Source organism: Rhizobium sp. BK379 (assembly GCF_014193955.1).
In the GTDB taxonomy this organism is placed as follows: Bacteria; Pseudomonadota; Alphaproteobacteria; order Rhizobiales; family Rhizobiaceae; genus Rhizobium.
Window position 1 is genome coordinate 389,673 of sequence record NZ_JACIAD010000003.1, and the last position, 19,083, is coordinate 408,755.

General features: G+C 59.3%; 17 protein-coding genes. 3 read left to right on the forward strand and 14 right to left on the reverse strand.

Annotated features, from left to right (window positions below):
- Nucleotides 1–158: 158 nt before the first annotated feature.
- Both FHT93_RS18160 and FHT93_RS18165 read right to left on the reverse strand, forming a co-directional pair.
- Complete coding sequence (locus FHT93_RS18160) at nt 159–1,073, reverse strand: esterase (protein WP_113116503.1); 915 nt, start codon at nt 1,071–1,073, stop codon at nt 159–161.
- Nucleotides 1,074–1,334: 261 nt separating this feature from the next.
- Nucleotides 1,335–3,125 (reverse strand): ABC transporter ATP-binding protein, encoded by a 1,791-nt coding sequence (locus FHT93_RS18165; protein ID WP_112542564.1) that lies wholly within the window; start codon nt 3,123–3,125, stop codon nt 1,335–1,337.
- Between the two features lie 602 nt (nt 3,126–3,727).
- Here FHT93_RS18165 and FHT93_RS18170 point away from each other — a divergent pair.
- Complete coding sequence (locus FHT93_RS18170) at nt 3,728–4,561, forward strand: MipA/OmpV family protein (RefSeq protein ID WP_183848752.1); 834 nt, start codon at nt 3,728–3,730, stop codon at nt 4,559–4,561.
- A gap of 18 nt (nt 4,562–4,579) precedes the next feature.
- Here the strand turns inward: FHT93_RS18170 and FHT93_RS18175 are convergent, their stop codons facing one another.
- The 12 genes from FHT93_RS18175 to FHT93_RS18230 form a co-directional block, all read right to left on the reverse strand.
- Nucleotides 4,580–4,936, reverse strand: coding sequence for an EamA family transporter (locus FHT93_RS18175; protein WP_112970446.1), 357 nt, complete (start codon nt 4,934–4,936; stop codon nt 4,580–4,582).
- A gap of 5 nt (nt 4,937–4,941) precedes the next feature.
- Nucleotides 4,942–6,117: a GNAT family N-acetyltransferase gene (locus FHT93_RS18180; protein WP_246781629.1), complete on the reverse strand. Its 1,176-nt coding sequence runs from the start codon at nt 6,115–6,117 to the stop codon at nt 4,942–4,944.
- Nucleotides 6,098–6,913 carry an alpha/beta fold hydrolase gene (locus FHT93_RS18185; protein WP_183848754.1) on the reverse strand — a complete coding sequence of 272 codons (816 nt, stop codon included), beginning with the start codon at nt 6,911–6,913 and terminating at the stop codon, nt 6,098–6,100. The genes FHT93_RS18180 and FHT93_RS18185 overlap by 20 nt, the downstream gene beginning before the upstream one ends.
- Nucleotides 6,903–7,778, reverse strand: a complete 876-nt coding sequence (locus tag FHT93_RS18190; protein ID WP_113116507.1) for a fatty acid desaturase — start codon at nt 7,776–7,778, stop codon at nt 6,903–6,905. Before FHT93_RS18190 ends, FHT93_RS18185 begins: the two co-directional genes overlap by 11 nt.
- Complete coding sequence (locus tag FHT93_RS18195) at nt 7,775–8,125, reverse strand: EamA family transporter (RefSeq protein ID WP_112542569.1); 351 nt, start codon at nt 8,123–8,125, stop codon at nt 7,775–7,777. Before FHT93_RS18195 ends, FHT93_RS18190 begins: the two co-directional genes overlap by 4 nt.
- On the reverse strand, nt 8,122–9,075 hold the full coding sequence (locus FHT93_RS18200) for an arginase family protein (protein WP_112542570.1): 954 nt from the start codon (nt 9,073–9,075) through the stop codon (nt 8,122–8,124). Before FHT93_RS18200 ends, FHT93_RS18195 begins: the two co-directional genes overlap by 4 nt.
- Before the next feature lie 4 nt (nt 9,076–9,079).
- Entirely contained in the window at nt 9,080–10,492 is a 1,413-nt protein-coding gene (locus FHT93_RS18205) for an aminotransferase class III-fold pyridoxal phosphate-dependent enzyme (protein WP_183848756.1), read from the reverse strand.
- Nucleotides 10,493–10,504: 12 nt separating this feature from the next.
- The gene (locus FHT93_RS18210; RefSeq protein WP_183848758.1) at nt 10,505–11,188 is read right to left on the reverse strand and encodes an MtnX-like HAD-IB family phosphatase; all 684 of its coding nucleotides are present in this window, start codon (nt 11,186–11,188) and stop codon (nt 10,505–10,507) included.
- Between the two features lie 87 nt (nt 11,189–11,275).
- Nucleotides 11,276–12,643, reverse strand: a complete 1,368-nt coding sequence (locus tag FHT93_RS18215) for an ATP-binding protein (RefSeq protein WP_018114651.1) — start codon at nt 12,641–12,643, stop codon at nt 11,276–11,278.
- Nucleotides 12,640–13,302: a response regulator transcription factor gene (locus FHT93_RS18220; protein WP_112542573.1), complete on the reverse strand. Its 663-nt coding sequence runs from the start codon at nt 13,300–13,302 to the stop codon at nt 12,640–12,642. Before FHT93_RS18220 ends, FHT93_RS18215 begins: the two co-directional genes overlap by 4 nt.
- Nucleotides 13,303–13,518: 216 nt before the next feature.
- Nucleotides 13,519–14,667, reverse strand: coding sequence for a sn-glycerol-3-phosphate ABC transporter ATP-binding protein UgpC (gene ugpC, locus FHT93_RS18225; protein ID WP_112542574.1), 1,149 nt, complete (start codon nt 14,665–14,667; stop codon nt 13,519–13,521).
- Nucleotides 14,668–14,968: 301 nt separating this feature from the next.
- A complete protein-coding gene (locus FHT93_RS18230) occupies nt 14,969–16,171 on the reverse strand; it encodes an ROK family transcriptional regulator (RefSeq protein ID WP_183848760.1) in 1,203 nt (400 codons plus the stop codon).
- 240 nt (nt 16,172–16,411) lie between these two features.
- Here FHT93_RS18230 and FHT93_RS18235 point away from each other — a divergent pair, with 240 nt between their 5' ends.
- Nucleotides 16,412–17,332 carry an ROK family protein gene (locus FHT93_RS18235; RefSeq protein WP_183848762.1) on the forward strand — a complete coding sequence of 307 codons (921 nt, stop codon included), beginning with the start codon at nt 16,412–16,414 and terminating at the stop codon, nt 17,330–17,332.
- Nucleotides 17,329–19,071: a GH116 family glycosyl hydrolase gene (locus FHT93_RS18240; protein ID WP_183848764.1), complete on the forward strand. Its 1,743-nt coding sequence runs from the start codon at nt 17,329–17,331 to the stop codon at nt 19,069–19,071. The genes FHT93_RS18235 and FHT93_RS18240 overlap by 4 nt, the downstream gene beginning before the upstream one ends.
- The last annotated feature ends 12 nt before the right edge of the window (nt 19,072–19,083 follow it).

Here is a 19,083-nt window from a genome sequence, read left to right on the forward strand (position 1 = left end):
GCATTGAGACGACAGCCTTCACCGGGCATTGCCAAATGCCTGATGATCCCGGTCAGCAGAGACACGCTGATCCGTGGGGCAGGAAGAAAACCTATTTCTTAAAGCCCCGTCCCTCATTGGTCCGCAACGGCATCCAGAAGCGAGAATTGCGCCTTTCTTCAGCGCGCGAATGCCTCGAAGGGATTGATTTCGGTGAGTTGGCGGATCGCGTCCTGGCTTGCGCCCGCGTTTGTGAGCGCTGGCAGCAGGTTCTCGACAAGGTGCGTGTAAGGTCGCGGGATTCCACCACCGGGCTGCGCGGGATCATACCAGCCGAGATCGTGGCTTATGAGCAGGTGCTCGCCCAGCCCGGTTTCAAGGGCGCGCATTATCATTGCTACCAGTTCTTGGTCTGGAGCCCTTCCCACATGATCGTATTCGATCCACGCACCGCGCTCCACCAGTGCCCGGTGAAGCCCGAAGTCTTTTTCCTCCTGGGTGTGAATGGATATGAAGCGCTCCGCTGCGCAGCCCTCTGACTGAAGAATGTCCAACTGATCCATCACAACGCGTCCCCGGATCGTATGCGAGCCGATGACCGCATTGGTCCGCACGGACGCTCTTGCCGCTGCGCGCAGGATACGGGCTTCGAGCGGCGTAATCCCATCGTCGCCTGCGCTGAGCTTGATCCATCCCGCCAATACGCCGGTATCCTCCATCCCCTCGGTGAGCTCGCTTACCATCCACTGTTCGAGATCACTCTCACTAGCCTCGGCGATCCAGGCGGGTATCCATGGTTCCCGATAGTTGCCGGTCGGGACGACAATCGGGAAGTCGGCTGCCTTCGACACAGCAAGATCAATGTCAGCACGTCTTCCGACACCACCCGTCGTGCACTCGACGAGCAGCGTAACGCCTTGTCTTTTGATCGCCTCAATCTGTGGGACCATAAGTGCCACAACTTCGGCTATCTCCGCCTCGCCATAGCCGGGCTGGTCAGGTGTTCTAAGATCGACGAACACATGCTCGTGCGGGAGAATCATCCCGAGTTCTTCGCGACGCTTTGGCCCCAGAGTCGTGTAAATCTGCTTCATCGTTGACGGCTCCCCTCCCCCAATTGGTAGAACGACAGAACTTTGAATGCATCGGACCTATCCGGTCCACAGAATAGTTGGGTCAATTGCCGGCAGGACATCGGGCGACATCGTGCAGCACAATCGGCACTTAGGCACGGAATAGCCACTGGCTCGCGTCTTGTACGATCTTGTCTCTTGCCGGGTGCACACCCGGCAAGAGAGCTTCCTGAGACAACAGTGGATTAGCGGCCCCGATTGCGCCGCCGCCTGTGGTTTCCGTCAGGCCACCAGACCCTTGGTCAGCTCCAGCGCCTGCCGCTCGAATAACCGGCGATAGATGCCTTCGTTGAGCCGGATCAGCGCCTGGTGGTCGCCCTCTTCGACAATCTTGCCTTTGTCGAAGACCAGCAGCCGGTCCAGTGCCCGCACAGTGGACAGCCGATGTGCGATCACCAGCGTCGTGCGGCCGTCCATCAGGCGCTCCATGGCCTGCTGGATCTGTACCTCGCTCTCGCTGTCGAGGCTCGACGTCGCCTCGTCCAGGATCAGCACCGGCGCATCAGCCAGGAAGGCCCGGGCGATGGCAACACGCTGCCGCTCCCCGCCCGATAGCTTGACACCACGTTCCCCCACCATCGTCTCATAGCCCTTGGGAAGGCCGATGATGAAGTCGTGCGCATTGGCCTGTTTCGCCGCCTGCTCGATTTCACGCCGCGATGCGTTCGGGCGACTATAAGCGATGTTTTCCGCCAAAGTGCGGTGGAACAGGATGGGTTCCTGTTGCACGATGGCGATCTGGCCGCGCAGGCTCGCCTGCCTGACCTCAGCGATGTCCTGCCCGTCGATGCGGATCGAACCGGATTTCACGTCATGGAGGCGCTGGATGAGCTTGACGAATGTCGTCTTGCCCGAGCCCGAATGCCCCACCAGTCCCACACGCTCGCCCGGCTTGATGGTGACCGAAAAGTCCTCATAAAGCGGATTGGGATGAGCGCCATATTGGAAGGTGACGCGATCGAAGACGATCTCGCCCCTGCCGATCTCGATCGGCACGGCATGCGGCTTGTCCTCGATGCCGAGCGGCATCTTGTCGAGCAGCACCAGTTCTTCCATGTCGTTGACGGCCCGTTGCAGATTGCGGATGTCCTGGCCGACATTTCGCAGATAGCCCTGCAGGACGAAGAACATCGCCAGCACGAAGGTGATATCGCCGGGCGTTGCCAATCCCTGCTGCCACATGACCAGGCCCGTTCCCAAAATACCCGCCTGCATGAAAACCATCATGAAGCCCTGGATCGTGCCGCTCGACGTGCCGCGCTTCCATGTCCGCCGCGTGCGGCTGTCCCATTTGGCCAGCACATGACCCAGCCGCGTCTCTTCGCGGCTCTCGGCACCGAATGCCTTGACCACCGAGTTGCAACTGATGGCATCCGCCAGCGCGCCGCCCAGCTTTGTATCCCAGGCGTTGGCAAGCCTTGCAGCAGGCGAGACAAAACCCATGGAAAGCGCCACGGTCACACCGATATAGATGACCGATCCGACAATCACGATGAGGCCCATGACCGGCCAGTAGCTTCCGAGAACGATACTGGCACCGGCAAGCATGACGATGGACGGCAACAGGGCTATCAGCAGCAGGTCATTGAGCGAGTCGAGCGCCCACATCCCCCGGGTAATCTTGCGCACCGTCGAGCCGGCGAAGCTGTTGGCGTGCCAGTCGGTCGAGAACCGCTGCACCTTGTGGAAGCCGTTATTGACGACATCCGCCATAATGCGCAGCGTCAGCCGGATAATGCCATTGAAGATGAACCACCGCAGGGCCACGCTCGTCAGGCCCAGAGCCACGACGATGACAAAGGCGCGCAGGGCGCGATCAGCCTCATTGCCGGCTGCAATGGCATCGACGATCTGGCCGGAAAACACCGGCACCATGACTTCAGCAAGCGTGCTTGATATCACCAGCACTACGATGATGCCGACCAATGCCGGCCGATGGCTCCAATGATGAAAGACAAAGCCGAGCACGTGGCGATACGCGTCGGCGCGGAAATCGAGCTTCTTGCGAGTCATTTTAACCAGCCCGGCCCGTGTTTCGGCAACCGGTTCCTCAAAATCGAGAGTTGGATGGCACAGCCCGAGCGGGAGACGAAATGATCCCGTCAGATCAATCGGGCTATGGAGAAAGAGAAAACCGCATGTCGCGAGCGCTCAAGGCGGACCGCGAATGGATATGACCTAGCGTCGGGACATTCCACGCGGGAAGGTTTGGATGAATGCTGGTGTCATGCAATGCCTCCCTATGTTCGATCTGAAGCGGCTAGCGTCTTGTAGCGAACCAATTCGCCGTTGCCAACCGGCTTTTTACAACCTTGTAGAAAGTGATGCGAAAACGACACAATTCAGAGACCTGCAACCTGCATTTGGTCAGCAAGCTTCCCGCCTTTTGCGACGTCAATAAGGAATATTTCTCCGCTGGTTGATGAACCCGGGAAGCCAAACCGATCTATCCTCGGCATGGCACGTGCTGTTGCACCGATGACACGGGAGTTGCATTGTGAACGCGAACCCAGCCTCCCATCGAACAGTCAACCTTGACTAGCCCCGCATTGCCGGCCATTTTCGATGACGTAATGGCGCCTTGGGGGCGATGCTTTACCCGGAGATCAATCTCGTTGAGAACGAAAGCCAAGAGGCTTACGCTTTTTTCTGCGGCCTTGGGCGTGCTGTCAACCGCGTCACTGGCGACTGCCGCTGACAGGAAAGACGCATCCAACCAGTCTGATTCCGGCACCTGGATCGTGACTTTAGGCGCGAGCGTCGAGTATGGCCCCAAATTTCCGGGCTCGAAGCATGATGGCTTCAGCGCATTGCCCTCTTTCGACATCAGGCGCTTCGACGAGCCGGACGAAAATAGCGCGCCGGACGACAATATCGATTATGGCCTTATCGATCTCGGACGCTTCGAAGCGGGTCCGGTGGTCGGCATTCGCGACAGCCGTTCGCAATCCGATGATAGCCGCTTGAAAGGCATCCACTCGGTGGATTGGGACATCGATGCCGGTGTTTTTGCACAATATTGGGCGATCCCCAATCAGCTTCGATTCCGCTCCGAAATCCGGCAGGCCATATCGAACGGCAGCGGTCTCGTCATCGATATCGGCGCCGATTGGTTCCAGCGGCTCGGTGACAGATGGCTGCTCTCTGCGGGCCCCCGCGCCTCGTTCGGCAACGGCGCCTATATGCGAGAGTATTTCGGTATTTCGTCAAGTGAAGCATTGCAGAATGGCTCTCTATCCTCCTTCGATGCCAAGGGCGGCTTGAAGTCGGTAGGCTTTACGGTCTCCGCCGCCTATGATGTGACCCCGACCATAACGCTGCAGATTTATGATCGCTTCGATCGCCTCACGGGAGATGCTGCCGACAGCCCGATCACATCGAAGCTCGGCAGCGAGAATCAGAATGTAATCGGCATCTCCCTCGCCAAGGCGTTCAGCGTCAGCTTCTGAAATCCGCAGTTCAACCGCTCAGCCGGCAGGTCTCGACGCTGTTGCGATCAGCCAGACGCCGGCCAGGATCAGAAGGCTGCCTGCGAGCCGAAGCAGCGGCAATGGCTCGTCGAAGACGATCCAGGCAACGCCCATGATGAGGACATAGCTGATGGCCGAGAGCGGAAAGGCCTTGCTGAGGTCGAGCTCGGAGAGAACGGTCATCCAGATGGCAAAGCAGACGATCTCAGCGACAATCGCCGCCAGGAACCAGTGTGACGACAAAATGTCGATCAGCCAGGTTCCGCCGGCTCTGTCTGCATCGATAGCGCTCTGCTTCAGCAATATCTGTTGCGCCATGTTTAGCAGCGGCACCATCAGCCAGATCGGCCGCAACGCTCTCACGCCGTCACCTCACCGCCATCATCGGCCGCAAACAGCGGCGACATCATTTTGAGAGCGAATTGCAGCAGTGGATTGGAATGGCGAAAATACATCGCATTTGCCGTCAAGCGGCTTCCGAGCCGAACCTTGTTGCGATAGTAGGCCTGCCCGCTTTGATAGCGGCCAATCCCGTGAGTGAGACAGTATTCGAGATTGCTGCACCAACTGAGATAATAGAGGTTGTGGGACCTGCCCTTCTGACCATCCATGCAAAAGAATTTGTCGATCAACCTGTCCTTGTCATGGATCAGCAAATTGGCAGCAAGCAGTTCGTCCCCCACAAAATACATCGCGCAGAAGGACCGCCCCGGCATGCCTTTCAGTACACCATCGAAATAGGCCGGTGTCAGTTCTTCGAACTGTAATCCGCTCCGCTCGCGAGTCTCGCGATAGAGCTGCATAACGCGCGGCAGAAGATCATCGAAATCCTTGCGATACTCGATCCGTACCTCCTGCCGGCTCCGCAGTTTCCGCCGCATATCCTTGCGGGTCGCCGAGGACAGTACGGCGAAATAGGCGTCGATCGTGTCGAATCCGATGTCCAGGCATGCCGTCGGCAGTCCACCGATCTCGGCGTACCCTCTTGCCGCCAGGACCGGCTCCAGGCCTGACGGGATGGGGTGGGGCAGATCCTTAAGCGCTGTAAGCGAGCAGCCTTCCATGCGCGCATGCGCCTCGAAAGCGTCGAGAAGTTCGGCAAAGAGCTTTGGCCGGCGGGCTTGCGCGATATCAGGATGAAAGCCGATGGAGGCAGTCTCCGTGCAGGGCGAGCCAAGGCAAGCAAGACGGAGCGTCAGGAACCCGCTGAAGATGCGGCGGATACCTTCCACCGTTCTGCGGAAGCGGCCAGCTTCCAGGGTCGTCTCAAGGGCGTAGCGGCAAAGGAATGCCGGCATGGCCGCGACAATCTTGTCGCCTTCGCGCATGATCGCGTAGCGCCACTCGAAACCGTCGATACCGGCTTCCTCGACCGCAAGCAGATAGTCGTAGGTCTCGATCTCCCTGGGGAAGCAGGCGTCCCAGGCATCGCGGTCGAGCATGCGAATGCTCGGGACGATCATCGCAACTGCCGATGTCGGATCGCTTGAGACCTGCGTTTCAGGTGACCACACTTTAAGCGCTTGCTGTTGCATATTCTGCCTCGAAGAATTCCGCCGTCATGTCAGCTACCCGCCTGTGCTGCCGGTCGAGATGGATCATGTGATAGCTGTCGTCGAGCCAGCGCAGTTCCCGGCGGCCGCCGATGTGCGATGCGATATACAGGGCATGCGAGGGGCCACTGAGATCGTCTTCGCGCGAATGGAGGATCAAGGTCGGTGTCTTGATCTCGGGAAGCCGGTCTTTGAGCGTCCGGCCAAGCTCATGCATTTCGATCAGGCCACGCCCCGGAAAGGTTTCAAGCATGCCCTCGCCCGTCATGCCGGCCACCATGCGGCGCATGCGCTCGTCCTTGATGCCGAGGGATGTCGTCTCCCGAAAATTCAGCCGGTCGATGAATGGGATAAGCGAGATCCAGCGAATGTGCGGCGAAAACAGCGAATAATAGCGGGGCACGTCCCATCCATCGTAGTGGAAACAGGGCGAATAGACAGCGACGGCGCGGATCGACAGGGGATTACGATCGGCTGCCATCATCACCAGCTTGCCGCCAACGCATATTCCGGCGGCAAAGACCGTGTCGCTGCGTTCGCTGAGCCAGCCAGCCGCGGCTTCGACGCTGTCGAGCCAGTCCTCCCAGCGCGAGCGGCGGAGCGTCGCTTCGTTTTCGCCGTGGCCGGCCAGCAGGGGAGCATAGACGCTGAAGCCGCGGCGATGGAATTGCCTTGCCACAAGCCGCATTTCTGCCGGCGCTCCCGTCAGCCCATGAACAAGGATGACGCCCTTGCCGTTCGTGCCCTCGAGAAAGAAGGAGAGACTGTCAGCCGACATGCGGGAATTCTCCCTGCTGGCGGTTTTCCTTCGCCATGAAACCCAGCGCGTGGCAGGTGCTGATCACATGCGTGCCTGCCGCATCCTGCTCCTGCTTGATCTGCTCATGAAAGGTACTGAGCTTCGTCCAGTGCATCTTAGGGCGGTAGTGATGCTCGGCGTGATAGCCGTTACCGAACCAGAGCCAGTTATAGAAGCCGTTATGGCTGCTGACACCCCAGGCAATTGGAACATCGGGGTCGCCGTTCAGATGCTCATAGTAGCCGTTGAGCGAGGACAGGCAGTTCCCCAAATAATAAAACGGCAGGAAAAAGAACGTCGCTCTCCAGTCATAGATAAGAGCGAGGAAGACGAAGGCGAAGAACGATACGAGTTCAATGCGCCCCCATCTCGCATCGAACGGCCTTTTCTTCGCAATCGCCCGATGGATGTCGCCGAGATCATCGCGGAAGAAGCTGAGAAACGTGTAGGAGAAGACGTTTTCCGGCTCGCCGTTCTTGCCATGCTTGTAGATCGACAGGAGGTCGACCGTCTCGCCGTTTTCATTGGGACGGTCGCTGTTGCCGGAATGATGGCGCATATGCACCCAGTGATAATAGACCTGCGAAAAGCCGATCGTTACGGATTCGAGCAGGCTGAATGCATAGTTCATCCACTTCGGCTTGAAATACGGCGTGTGGATGAAGTTGTGCGAGATGCTGTTGATGTTCCACGATATCGACACGGCATAGACCGCGCCGAGCACAGCCGACAACCAGAGTGGCCGGCTTGAGAAGCCGGCAATCAGATAGATGTTGAATGCCAGATGCGCTGTCGCGGCAAGCACCGGCATGACATCCCATTTCGTGTGCGCGAAGATTTTCATAGTCCCGTCGCTCCGACACAGACCACGCCGGCCGTCACCAGGACGATGCCGAGAGCGTGGCGAAGGTTGATGGTTTCCTTGAAGATGACGGCGCCTGCAAAAGCGATCGCCGCATAGCTCAGCGCCATCAGTGGAAAGGCCACCGACAACGCTACCTGTTCCAGCACGCGGGTCCACATCACCAGTTCGACCGCCCAGAACACGATCCCGAGCCAGATGACCGGTTTCTGCAGGGTTTCGAGCAGCGCGCTTGCAGCGCCGTGCTTGAAGCACAACTCACGGCCGGTTTCTGCAAGAACGCAAAAGGCAATGATGGCGAACGTCCATGCTGTCAGTCCCGTTGTCATGCCATGAGCTCCGACAGGACTTCGAGCAGCGCGTGGTTTGCCGCACTGTTGATGTTGCGGGCAGCCTTCATGTCGTGATGACGGAAGGGTTGGTCGATCAGCACCTCTGCCTTCTTGATCGTCCGCGTGTAGAGATCGCCGCCGTAATACGGCGTCGAATAATCGCCGGTCACGTCCGCTCCGATGAGATGGTACCGTTCACCGATTTCGCTGAGCAGCCAAAGGACATAGGGTAGCCGCATACGGCCCTGATCCCAATTGGTCACGGCATCTGCGTCGGAGAGAGCGTCCTTGTCGATCGTGACGTAGACCGCTTCGGTTTGGATGCGGCCGAGAAGCCGGTCGAGGAAATTGCTCTCGCCGAGTTCCGATATTGATTGCCAGTGCAGAGCTCCGTCGATCTGGCTGAAACTCGGGCCGGAACCGTAGTGTGATTTCACTTTGCTCGGCGGATGCTTATAGGGATAAAGTTCAAGGCGGCCGTCGGCTAGCGGCACCAGATTGGCGCCCTTGCGCTCCGGTGACCTGAGGTCGTGGCTGCAAACGCCGAGCGTTATCACCTTTTTGACCAGGGGCTGTTCGAGCGCCTTGTTGACCCACGAACCGCAATGCATGCCGGGATCGAAATGCACCCAGTCGGGGTGATTGTCGATATGGATGACGGTGACGGCTTTGCGGCTATTCTCGAGGGCCTGTGACAGAAGAAGAGCCGTCACATGATGGAAGTCGCCCGATCCCATAAAACAAAGGCGGGCGCCTTCACCGGTTGAGGGCCGGGCCTTCGCCAGGTTGCGCCAGACGGTATCAAGGTCCGGCCGGCGCCCCCACAGCCTGATGGCGCGGCCGCTATCCTTGTCGTCGACTTCGTGCGCCCCGGCCATCTGGCAGGAATGCACGAAGTCTGGCTGCAACTCCAACGCATCATCAAGATGGAGAAGGAGGAGCTGCAAGGTCCTATCTCCGCTCGGCGCGCGTCAGAAGCTGGTCGAGCAGCGAGATAGCAAGCTCGATCTCCTCGCGGCTGATCATCAGGTTCGGCGCAAGGGTGATGACGTTCTTGTGGTATCCGCCAACGTCGAGCACCAATCCATATTTCCTGCCATCGACCGCAAGATCACCCTTCATGCCTTCGTCGGACATCCAGTCGAGCGTCGCCTTGTCGGGAGTGAACCCGTCAGGCCCGCAGATTTCCATCCGAAGGGCAAGGCCGAGGCCGTCGACATCGCCGACGATAGGATGCCGCGACTGCAGCTCCTTCAGGCCTTCGAGGAAGTGTGCGCCTTTTTCCATCACACTCGCGCCGAAGTCGGTTTCAGACACCATCTTCAGCGTTTCGAGAGCGACGGCCGTGCCCATCGGGTTGCTGGCGAAGGTCGAATGCGTGGAGCCCGGCGGGAAGATCGTCGGGTTGATCATCTCTTCTTTGGCCCAGATGCCCGAAAGCGGGTTGAGACCATTGGTGATTGCCTTGCCGAAGACGAGCACATCCGGTGACACGCCGAAATGTTCGATCGACCAGAGCTTTCCGGTCCGATAGACGCCCATCTGAATTTCGTCGACGACAAGCAGGATGCCATGATCGTCGAGGACCTTCTTGAGCTCCTTGAAGAAATTCATCGGCGGGATGACATAGCCGCCGGTGCCCTGGATAGGTTCGATGTAGAAGGCGGCATATTCCGATTTTCCAGCCTTCGGATCCCAGACACCGTTGTACTCACTTTCAAACAGCCGCGCGAATTTCTGGACGCAATAGTGCCCGTATTCCTCCTTCGACATGCCCTTCGGTCCGCGAAAGTGATACGGGAATTCGATGAATTGGGCGCGTTCCCCGAAATGGCCGTAACGCCGGCGATAGCGGTAGCTCGAGGTGATCGACGTCGCGCCGAGCGTTCGCCCATGGTATCCGCCCTCGAAGGCGAACATCAGGCTCTTGCCGCCGGTATAGTTGCGAACGAGCTTCAAGGAATCCTCGACTGCCTGCGAGCCGCCGACGTTGAAGTGAACGCGACCTTTCGAACCGAATTTATGTTCGGCATCCCGAGCGATCAGCGCTGCGAGCTCGACCTTTTCGCGATGGAGATATTGCGAGGCAACCTGCGGCAACCGATCCAGCTGCCGATGCGCGGCATTGTTCAAACGCTCGTTGCGATAGCCGAAATTGACGGCGGAATACCACATCTGGAGATCGAGAAATGGTGTTTCGGCCGCGTCAAAGACGAATGAACCATCGCAGCTTTCGAAGAATTTCGGCTTCTGCGAGTAATGAACCGTATCGCCGTGGGAGCAATAGTTCTCTTCGAGCTGTCGCAGCTCGTCTTCAGAGGCGGTGGGGTGCACATTGGCAGCAAGTTTCAGGTTGGAACGCATGAAGTCCTCTTCTCACGCAGTTTTTGCCACGGCCTGTACAACAGGCTGCCGTGACGGGCTGGAAAGGATGGTTGCGACACTCGCCTGGATTTCGGCGAAGCCGCTATAGGGGATGAAAGGAAGGCAATTCGCGCGGCAGTAATCCGCAAGCCTGGCCTTGGCGAAGACAATCAGCGCCTCGTGGGAGACACAGAAGTCGCTGCGGCCGTCACCGATATAGACATGGTTGCCGGACGGCCTCACCTGGGCGCACTTGCACACGCCGGCACCGGCAGTGCAGCTCGCGCTCTTGAATGGAAAGCCCAAATCGAATTCAGGCATGCCGACGTGCGGGCGAGAAATCAGCCTGTTTGCGATGATCCGAATGTCATCCAGGCCATGCCTGGCAAGGACCCGCCTGATAAAATGATCGACGCCATCGCTGACGATGACGAGTTCGAGCCCGTTCTTTTCACAGAAGGCCTTGAAAGCCCCAAAGGCATTGTCGATTTCTATCGTGTCCAGAAATGCGTCGATGTCTTCGCGTCTTGCCTGAAGCAGCTGGATCTGGCGGTGCATGCACTGGGCGGATGTGATCCTGCCGTTGGTCCACTGATCTTCGATCTCGCGCCACTCCGCGCGCGCAAACCGGTCCAGAACGAGATCCGTCACGTCCTCTTTGGATATGGTCCCGTCGAAATCGCAAAACACCTGCATCGCATGCTCCTTCACTGTGAAGAAGCATTTAGCCTCGCGAACTGAAGGCGAGATGAGGCGAATATGAAGCGAAACTGAATTGACCGCTTATGCGGCAGGAATATCGAGGTCCACCTTCAGGCCGGATCCCCAGGCAGGCGTGCTGAGGCTGATCCCGATGTCGAGACGGTTGCCGATATCGGCGACGATCGGCAATCCCAGTCCCGCACCCTCCCCGGCTTGCGCGTCGAGGCGGTTGAACCGCTGAAAGGCGGCCTCCCGCTGCTCGAGCGGGATACCGGGGCCGCTGTCCTCGATGCAGAGCCGAAATCCGCGCGAGCCGGGTTCGATGCGGACCTCGATCCGACCGCCGGCGGGCGAATATTTGATCGCATTGTCGAGGACATTATCGATCATGACACGCAGCAGAGCACGGTCGGTCAAGACTTGCGGGTCTTGGGTTGCGACGAGCCCGACGTGGAAACCCCGGCGATTGAGGATGACCCCGAAATCCGCCAGGGCTGCCGCCGCAATCTGGCGGAGCGGCAACGCCTCCAGCTGCACCGGTTGATGGCTGACGCGTGCAAGCCGCAACAACTGCTCTATGAGATGCATAGCGCGCTCGTTGCTGACGACGAGGTCCTTCAGCAGGGCCGCGCGCTCCTCATCGGAATCGGCACGATCAAACATTTGCAAGAGCAATTTGATGCCGGCCTGCGGCGTTCGTAATTGATGGGCCGCAAGATCGGAAAAGCGCCGCTCCATCGTCAGCGAGCGGCCAAGCTTTCGCAAAAGATTGTTGAGCGAGTGGACAAGCGGCGCCAGATCCCGCGGCAGGGCTTTCGTGGCAATCATCGACAGGTCATCCGGCGTACGGGCACGGATCTGCGAGACCAGCTCCCGGACATTGGCGAGCCCGTTATTGATGGCGAGCCAGATGATGATCGCACTGACGGGCACAAGAATGAGCAGCGGAAAGGCGAGATTGAGAAGGATGTTATCGACGAGGCCTTCCCGAAGGATGATCTTTTCGGCGACCTCGATCGTCACGTCACTATTCGGGATCGGCAGAGCATAGACCCGCCAGAGCTCGTTCTGATAGGTCACATCGGTGAAACCGGCCGAGAACCGTTTGACCTCATCAGGAAAGGCGTTGCTGCTGGCAAAGGCCAGCGCCGACCCCCTCCAGGCGCGAAACGAATGGGCGTCGGCATAGTCGTCCGCGTCCTCGTTGAGAGCAAGCTGGTTGTCCATGGTGAAATCAAGATCCGGGACCTGCACCGTCGGTCTTGCCGTCAATCTTGTGAGGGGATGCTTCATCAACGACCAGAGTACATTGGCGTCATTGATCAACTGCGCATCGTAGATATTGTCGATCTCGCGCGTAGCACTGCGATAGGCGAAGATGCCAACGATGGCGATCGTGATGATGAGCGTCGGGAGAATGCGGAGAAAAAGGCGTTGGCTAAGTGTCACTGCTGCCGCTCGACCATGTAACCGACGCCGCGGATCGATCGGATGAAATCAGTACCGAGCTTCTTGCGCAGGTTATAGACCGTTACTTCTATCGTGTTGCTCTCAACCGAAACATCCGTGTCGTAGAGCGCATACTCGATATCGTTCTTCGTGACGTAACGTCCGCTCCGCTCCATGAGGAGCCGCAGGAGATGGAACTCCTTGGCGGGGATGTGAAGCTGTACGCCATTTCGGCGGGCCACCATGGCCGAAGGGTCGAGCTCGACGTCGGCGCATCGAATGATTGTTTCGGTTCGGCCCTGCCGTCGCCGGATCAGCGCACGCAGTCGGGCGAGCAGTTCGTCAAGGTCGAAGGGTTTGACGAGGTAATCGTCCGCGCCTTCGTCCAGGCCGGCGACGCGGTCGCGCACGCTGTCGAGCGCTGTCAGCATCAGGATCGGAACGTCGTTGCCTCCCCTCCTGAGCGAACGGGCCACATCAAAGCCGCTCGCCTTAGGAAGATTGACGTCGAGGATCACGCATCCAAATTGGCTGTCGCGCAGCGCGTCGAGCGCCGTCTCGGCATCGCGGAACCAATCTAAGCCATAGGCGTGTTTCTCGAGTGCACGTTTCAGCGAGGAGCCGAGAATGTAATCATCTTCGACCAGGAGTATGCGCACGTCCGCATCCTTGCGATTTAAATTCTCACCATGCTTCTTCGGTCTCGATTGAGGCCGAAATCCGGCGAAGATTTCCGCATGCTGTCGGAAACCCCTCGACGCTGGTGCGGATACTTCGAGACCGAACCGGATTGTGTGATCAGTCGGCGGCAGACCGGCAGGCTTTGTTCCTGACGGATTGCCCCATCGCAACAGCCTCATGAACGGCGGGGCGTTTCAGGCCTCGACATTTCCGGCGCTCACGACAGTCGCGGCGGCGACAGGCGGTTTTGTGATGGAATTGCCGGTCTGGGCTCGAAAGAGATGAAGGCGTGCAGGTCGGACCACAAGCTGCAGGACTGCGCGATCCTTGATCGCGACATGATCAGGCAGGTGGACGATCGTTGCAGTCCCACTGCCCTCCACCGTGCCGTACACATAGGTGTCCGTGCCGATGCTTTCGGCGTAATCGACTTCGAAGCGGATCGGATAACCGTCGCCGCCACTGCCCTTGGCGAGTTCGAAATGGCTCGGCCGGACGCCGAGGATCACGGGTTCGCCGACGCTCGCCTCTCCCTGCTGTGCCGGAATGTCCAGGCGGCCGAAACCCGGCACGTCGACGACAACATGACCCGGACCGGCTCCGGCAAGCACTCCATCGAAGAAGTTCATCTGCGGCGAGCCAATGAAGCCGGCGACAAACTTATTGGCGGGGGCCTCGAACAGTTCCAACGGTGTACCGACCTGCTCGACATGTCCGGCATTGAGGACGACGATGCGGTCCGCCATCGTCATGGCCTCAACCTGATCATGCGTCACATAGACCATGGTGGCGCCGAGCCGCTTGTGGAGACGGCTGATCTCACCACGTGTCTGAACGCGAAGTGCAGCATCCAGATTGGACAGCGGTTCATCGAACAGGAAGAGCTTGGGGTTCCTGACGATCGCGCGACCGATCGCCACGCGTTGCCGCTGGCCGCCAGAGAGTTGTTTCGGGCGTCGGTCGAGGAGCGGCTCGATGGCGAGCATTCTCGCCGCCTCCGTCACGCGCCGATCGATTTCGGCCCGGCTCATCGTGAGGTTTTCGAGGCCGAAGGACAGATTCTTGGCAACGGTCATATGGGGATACAACGCATAGGACTGGAATACCATCGCGATCCCGCGATCCCCCGGCGGCGATGCCGTCACGTCATCGTCGCCGATAATGATCTTCCCGCCGCTCACGCTTTCCAGGCCGGCGATCAAACGAAGCAATGTGGACTTGCCGCATCCTGAAGGGCCGACCAGAACGACGAATTCGCCCTCGTCCACATCGAGATCGACACCATGGAGAATCGAATGATGGCCGAAGCTCTTCCTGACATCGTTCAACTTCAGACCGGCCATGAATCCATTCCTTTTGATGTTCCTTCCGAAGGCAGCCGCGAGCACACCGGCAGTCGGATATCCTCCCTCATGTTCCCTACACTCTGCGTGGAACTAATTAGTTCGTCAAGATGACGAACGTAATTTTCTGTCGCCACGATTATTGGATTTCCAATAAATCATCCATGACGGAGCGCACCGGCGCAGGTTCCCGGCGGTCATCCTTATCGGCTATCTAGCCTTTACGATGTCAGCTTCATCGGTAGTGGGACCGTCATTTCCCCGCCACTCCGCTGCCGCGTTGCACGGATCTACGCGACAATCAAAGCGGCGGCGGCGGCAAGCGCCGCTGTTCCGGCAGGGTCTGGGGAGAAAAAAGCAGGTTGTGAACGTGGTTCAGCCCGATTGCGAGGGCCCCTACCAGCGTTGCCCGACCGCCAAGAACACTTGCCTCGACATCGATGGCACGACGGCTCGCCTTGACGATACCGCGCCGGACGCCTTCGGCAATGAGAGGATGGCGGCCGATGCTGCCACCGAGAACGACGATCTTCGGATCGACGATCGCATTGACCGAGACGACAAGCAGCGCAGCAATGTCCGAGACTTTCCCGATCACCTCGACCGCGATCGGGTCGTTCTCTTCAGCAAGGGCCAGGATGTCCCGGACGGAGGTATCCTTCTTGCCCCCGGAACGCTCGTAGAGCTCGCTAATTCCCCTAGCCGCTATCGCGCATTCCAGCGCGCCTCGTTCAAGGCTGTCCTTCGTATAGGGATCGGCGCCAAACGGCATATAGGAAATCTCGCCACCCGCTCCGTTTGCGCCGCGCATCAGCTTGCCGTCCTGAAGCACGCCAAGCCCAATGCCGGTCCCGAGCGAAATGAAGGCCACAGTATCGATTGCGGTCGCGCATCCCTGCCAGGACTCGCCGATGACGGCGGCGTTGACGTCGTTTTCCAGGACAACGGGACAGCCGAGCCTCTCGCTGAGCGTCCTGCAAATATCGATACCGGTGATATCGGTGAGGTTCGGCGCCATCGAGAGCGCACCCGTCGCGGGATCGACAACCCCCGGCGTTGCTATCGCCGCCACGAGGACGAAGTCCCTGGCAATGCCCATCTTTGCAAGCATGTCCGACAGCATCGCCTCAACCTGGTCAATCAGATGATAGCCGCCGCGACGGTCGGATGGATATTCGATTTCGCCGACAACGGTCCCGACGATATTGCCGAGCACGATGCGTGTCGTCGTCGCGCCCATGTCGATACCGACAGCATAGCCGGCATCACCATTGACCTCATAGGTGATGGCTGTGCGGCCAATGCGCCCGCTCGTGACGCCCTTTTCTCGGACCCAACCAGCTTCCTCCAGCGCCCTGATGACCTCGGACATCGTCTGCTTTGAAAGGCCGGTGATCTTTGAAAGTTCGGCTCGCGACGTGGGGCCGGCATGGAGCAGCACGTCCATAACCGCGCGCACGGAAATCTGTCGCAGCACGGGCGGCGCGTTTTCGGTCAATACCATCGTCTAGCTACCCCGCCAGATCCGTCTTCATCGTTGTATCGGTGTTCTGCTTTTTCCATGAAAGCCCGCCGATTTCAAACTGCTTGTTGACAGTCCGCAAGCGCGGCCATAATAAATTCGTCAACCTGCCGAACAAATATCGCAAAAGGACTGCAATTGTCAAATATTTCAACCATTGCGTCTGGCTTGCGACGGGCAAAAATCACTCATCGCGCGGACGAAGCGGGCGGATCTCAAGGCATGGTCGCCGGCGTCGACCTCGGCGGCACCAAGATCCTGGTAGGGCTTGCCGATCTACAGGGACGTATTCTAGCAAGGGCCGAAGAGCCGACCGAACATGGCGCGGACGCTCCTGTATTGCGGCAAATTCCGCGGATGATTTTGTCGCTGCTGCAGGAAAATCGCGAACGCGGTCCGTTGCTTAAGGCTGTCGTCGGCGTACCGGGGGCGGTCTCGCCGGAAACGGGGCTTGCTTCGCTTTCCCCTCACTTGGCCATCCCGGCCGATCAGCCGCTCGCTGCGTTGCTCGCACGTGCCTTGCCGTGCCCCGTCGTAGTTGAGAACGACGTGAACCTCGCGGCGTTTGCCGAAGCCACGCTCGGCAAAGGACAGGATCAGGATTCGCTTGCATTTATCGCCTTCGGAACCGGCGTCGGCATGGGGCTGGTCATCGGTGGAAAACTCTTCCGCGGCCGGCATGGACGAGCAGGAGAACTGGGTTTTCTTCCACTAGGTCCCAATCCTCATCAGGCGGCGCCGCAGGCACGCGCCGGTCTCTTCGAGGATCAGGTTGATTCGCCCGCAGTGCGCAGCCTCTATGGCGATGGCACCCTGCCAGTCGCCGAGATATTCGCTCGTGCTTTGGCTGGAGACAGGCAAGCTGTCGCCGCCATCGAAACGCTCGCAAAATCGGCCTCGGTCGGCCTTGCCGCCGTACAGGCCCTCTTCGATCCCGCCCTCATCGTGCTGGGCGGGGGCATAGGCTCGCGCCGCGAGTTTGTCGATGCCGTCAAGCGTCACATGCCGATGTTGCTGCCGTTTGAAACACGTATCGAGGCAACCGGGATTGGCCCTGAAGCCGGCATGCTCGGGGCGCTCATGCTCGGCCTGACCGACCATGCAGCAATTGAAAAGGCAGAAAAACAGGAAGCCGTCCGATGAGTTCAGCACAATCAAAATCACAGGTTCTGACACCGCTTGACGACGGACAGCTTCGCTCGTCGACGCCGGTGCTCGTCCCGTTCATGGCCCCGCGCCTGCAGGGCGATTGTCGACCGGAAGGCAGGATCGAGCTTTCGTTATGGGGCGCGGGCAAGCTGGTCAATCTGACGTTCACCGGCTGGAGCGCCCCTTTCACTTATGCACCGAACCGCGTGGAAGCGCATGGTGGAGGGCTTTATGTAGCGCAGTCGGCACCGGCGCTCTTCTTGAAAGGTGCAAAGCTGCGGACCTTCATCCCTGCCCGGCGCTGCGCCTGGTGGGGCACGACGGCGAAGCGCGAACCCATCGAACGGCAAGAGGGTCGCCGCATTGCCCGCACTGGCTGGGGCGTCGCCATCGCGGAGCAGAGGCCTGACGGCATCTTCGTGACCGCCGGCGCGACGATCGGGGAAGCGCTTGCAGCTCTTGAGCTCGACCAGACGAAACTGGTTGCCGAGGCCAATGCCTACGTCACGCGTTGCGACGCGATGCCGGAGGCGCCTGCCCTGATGCGCAGCATGATCTCGCAAAGCCTGCACGCCGCCTTTTCCAGCATAAGACAGGACGAGCACGGCGACTTTGCCGGCCTTGCCGCCGGACAGGCCTACAGCGCGCCGGCTCGTACCTATTACCGAGACGGCTATTGGACACTCCAGGCTCTCCTGGATCGGGAACCGGACGCCGTCCGCGCCCAGATCGATCTTCTGGCACGAGGGGTGCAGGACAACGGCGAAGCGCCGAGCGGCGTCATCCTTACAGGACGAGGACAGGCCGAGGAATGGGAAAAGGTACGCGTGACAGATCCACGGATTAAGGAGGAGCACCTTCGACCCGGTGACTGGTGGAGCGACCATTTCGACAGCCCGCTCTTCTTCATTCTGACGATCGGCGACTACATCAATGCGACCGGCGATAGCTCGCCGCTTTCCCTCTACTGGGATAAGGTAGTCGCGATCTTCAATCGTTACTGCAGCTTCGACGAAACCGGAACAGGCTTGCCGATCAAGCCGCGGCATGATCGCGATTGGGCCGACAACGTCTATCGTCACGGTTATGTCGCCTATGATCTCGGCCTGTGGATCGGCGCCCTCGACGTCATTGCAAAGCACGGCGCCGCGCTCGACAAAGCCTTTGCGTCGAAGGCGGCAGCCGTGGCGCAAAAGGCGCGTGCTTCGCTGGACGAGGCGCTTCTGCAACCGGGCGGCACTTACGCGGACTACGGGACAAAGGCAGATTTCGTTGAAGACCATGTGACGCTCGACAGCCTGACGCTGCTTCGCTTCAAGGCGGTTTCTCCCGAGCGGGCGAAAGGCGTTCTCGCCAAGGTCCAGGAGATCCTGGAAAGTCGCAACAATGGCGAACAGCCTTACGGAGACTGGGGCGTGCTTTGCGCCTATCCGCCGTTCAAGCGCCCCAAGGATACGCGTGAGAAATCCTATTTCGCCTATCGCTACCACAATGGCTCGGACTGGCCCTATCTTTCCGGGCTCTATGCCGAGCAACGGCTTGCCTACGGCCTGGACGGCGCGGATTACCCGCTCCTGCGCTGGTGGGAGACCTGCCTCGAAGAGGGCTGGATGGGAGCGGTCGAATATTTCTCGCCACCCTGGGGACGCGGCTCGCTGCTTCAGGGATGGAGCAGCATGCCGGCCGCCGCCGCGCTTGCCTACAAGGATAGGCTGCCGGACGCGATCCGCTAGAGGTTTTGCGAC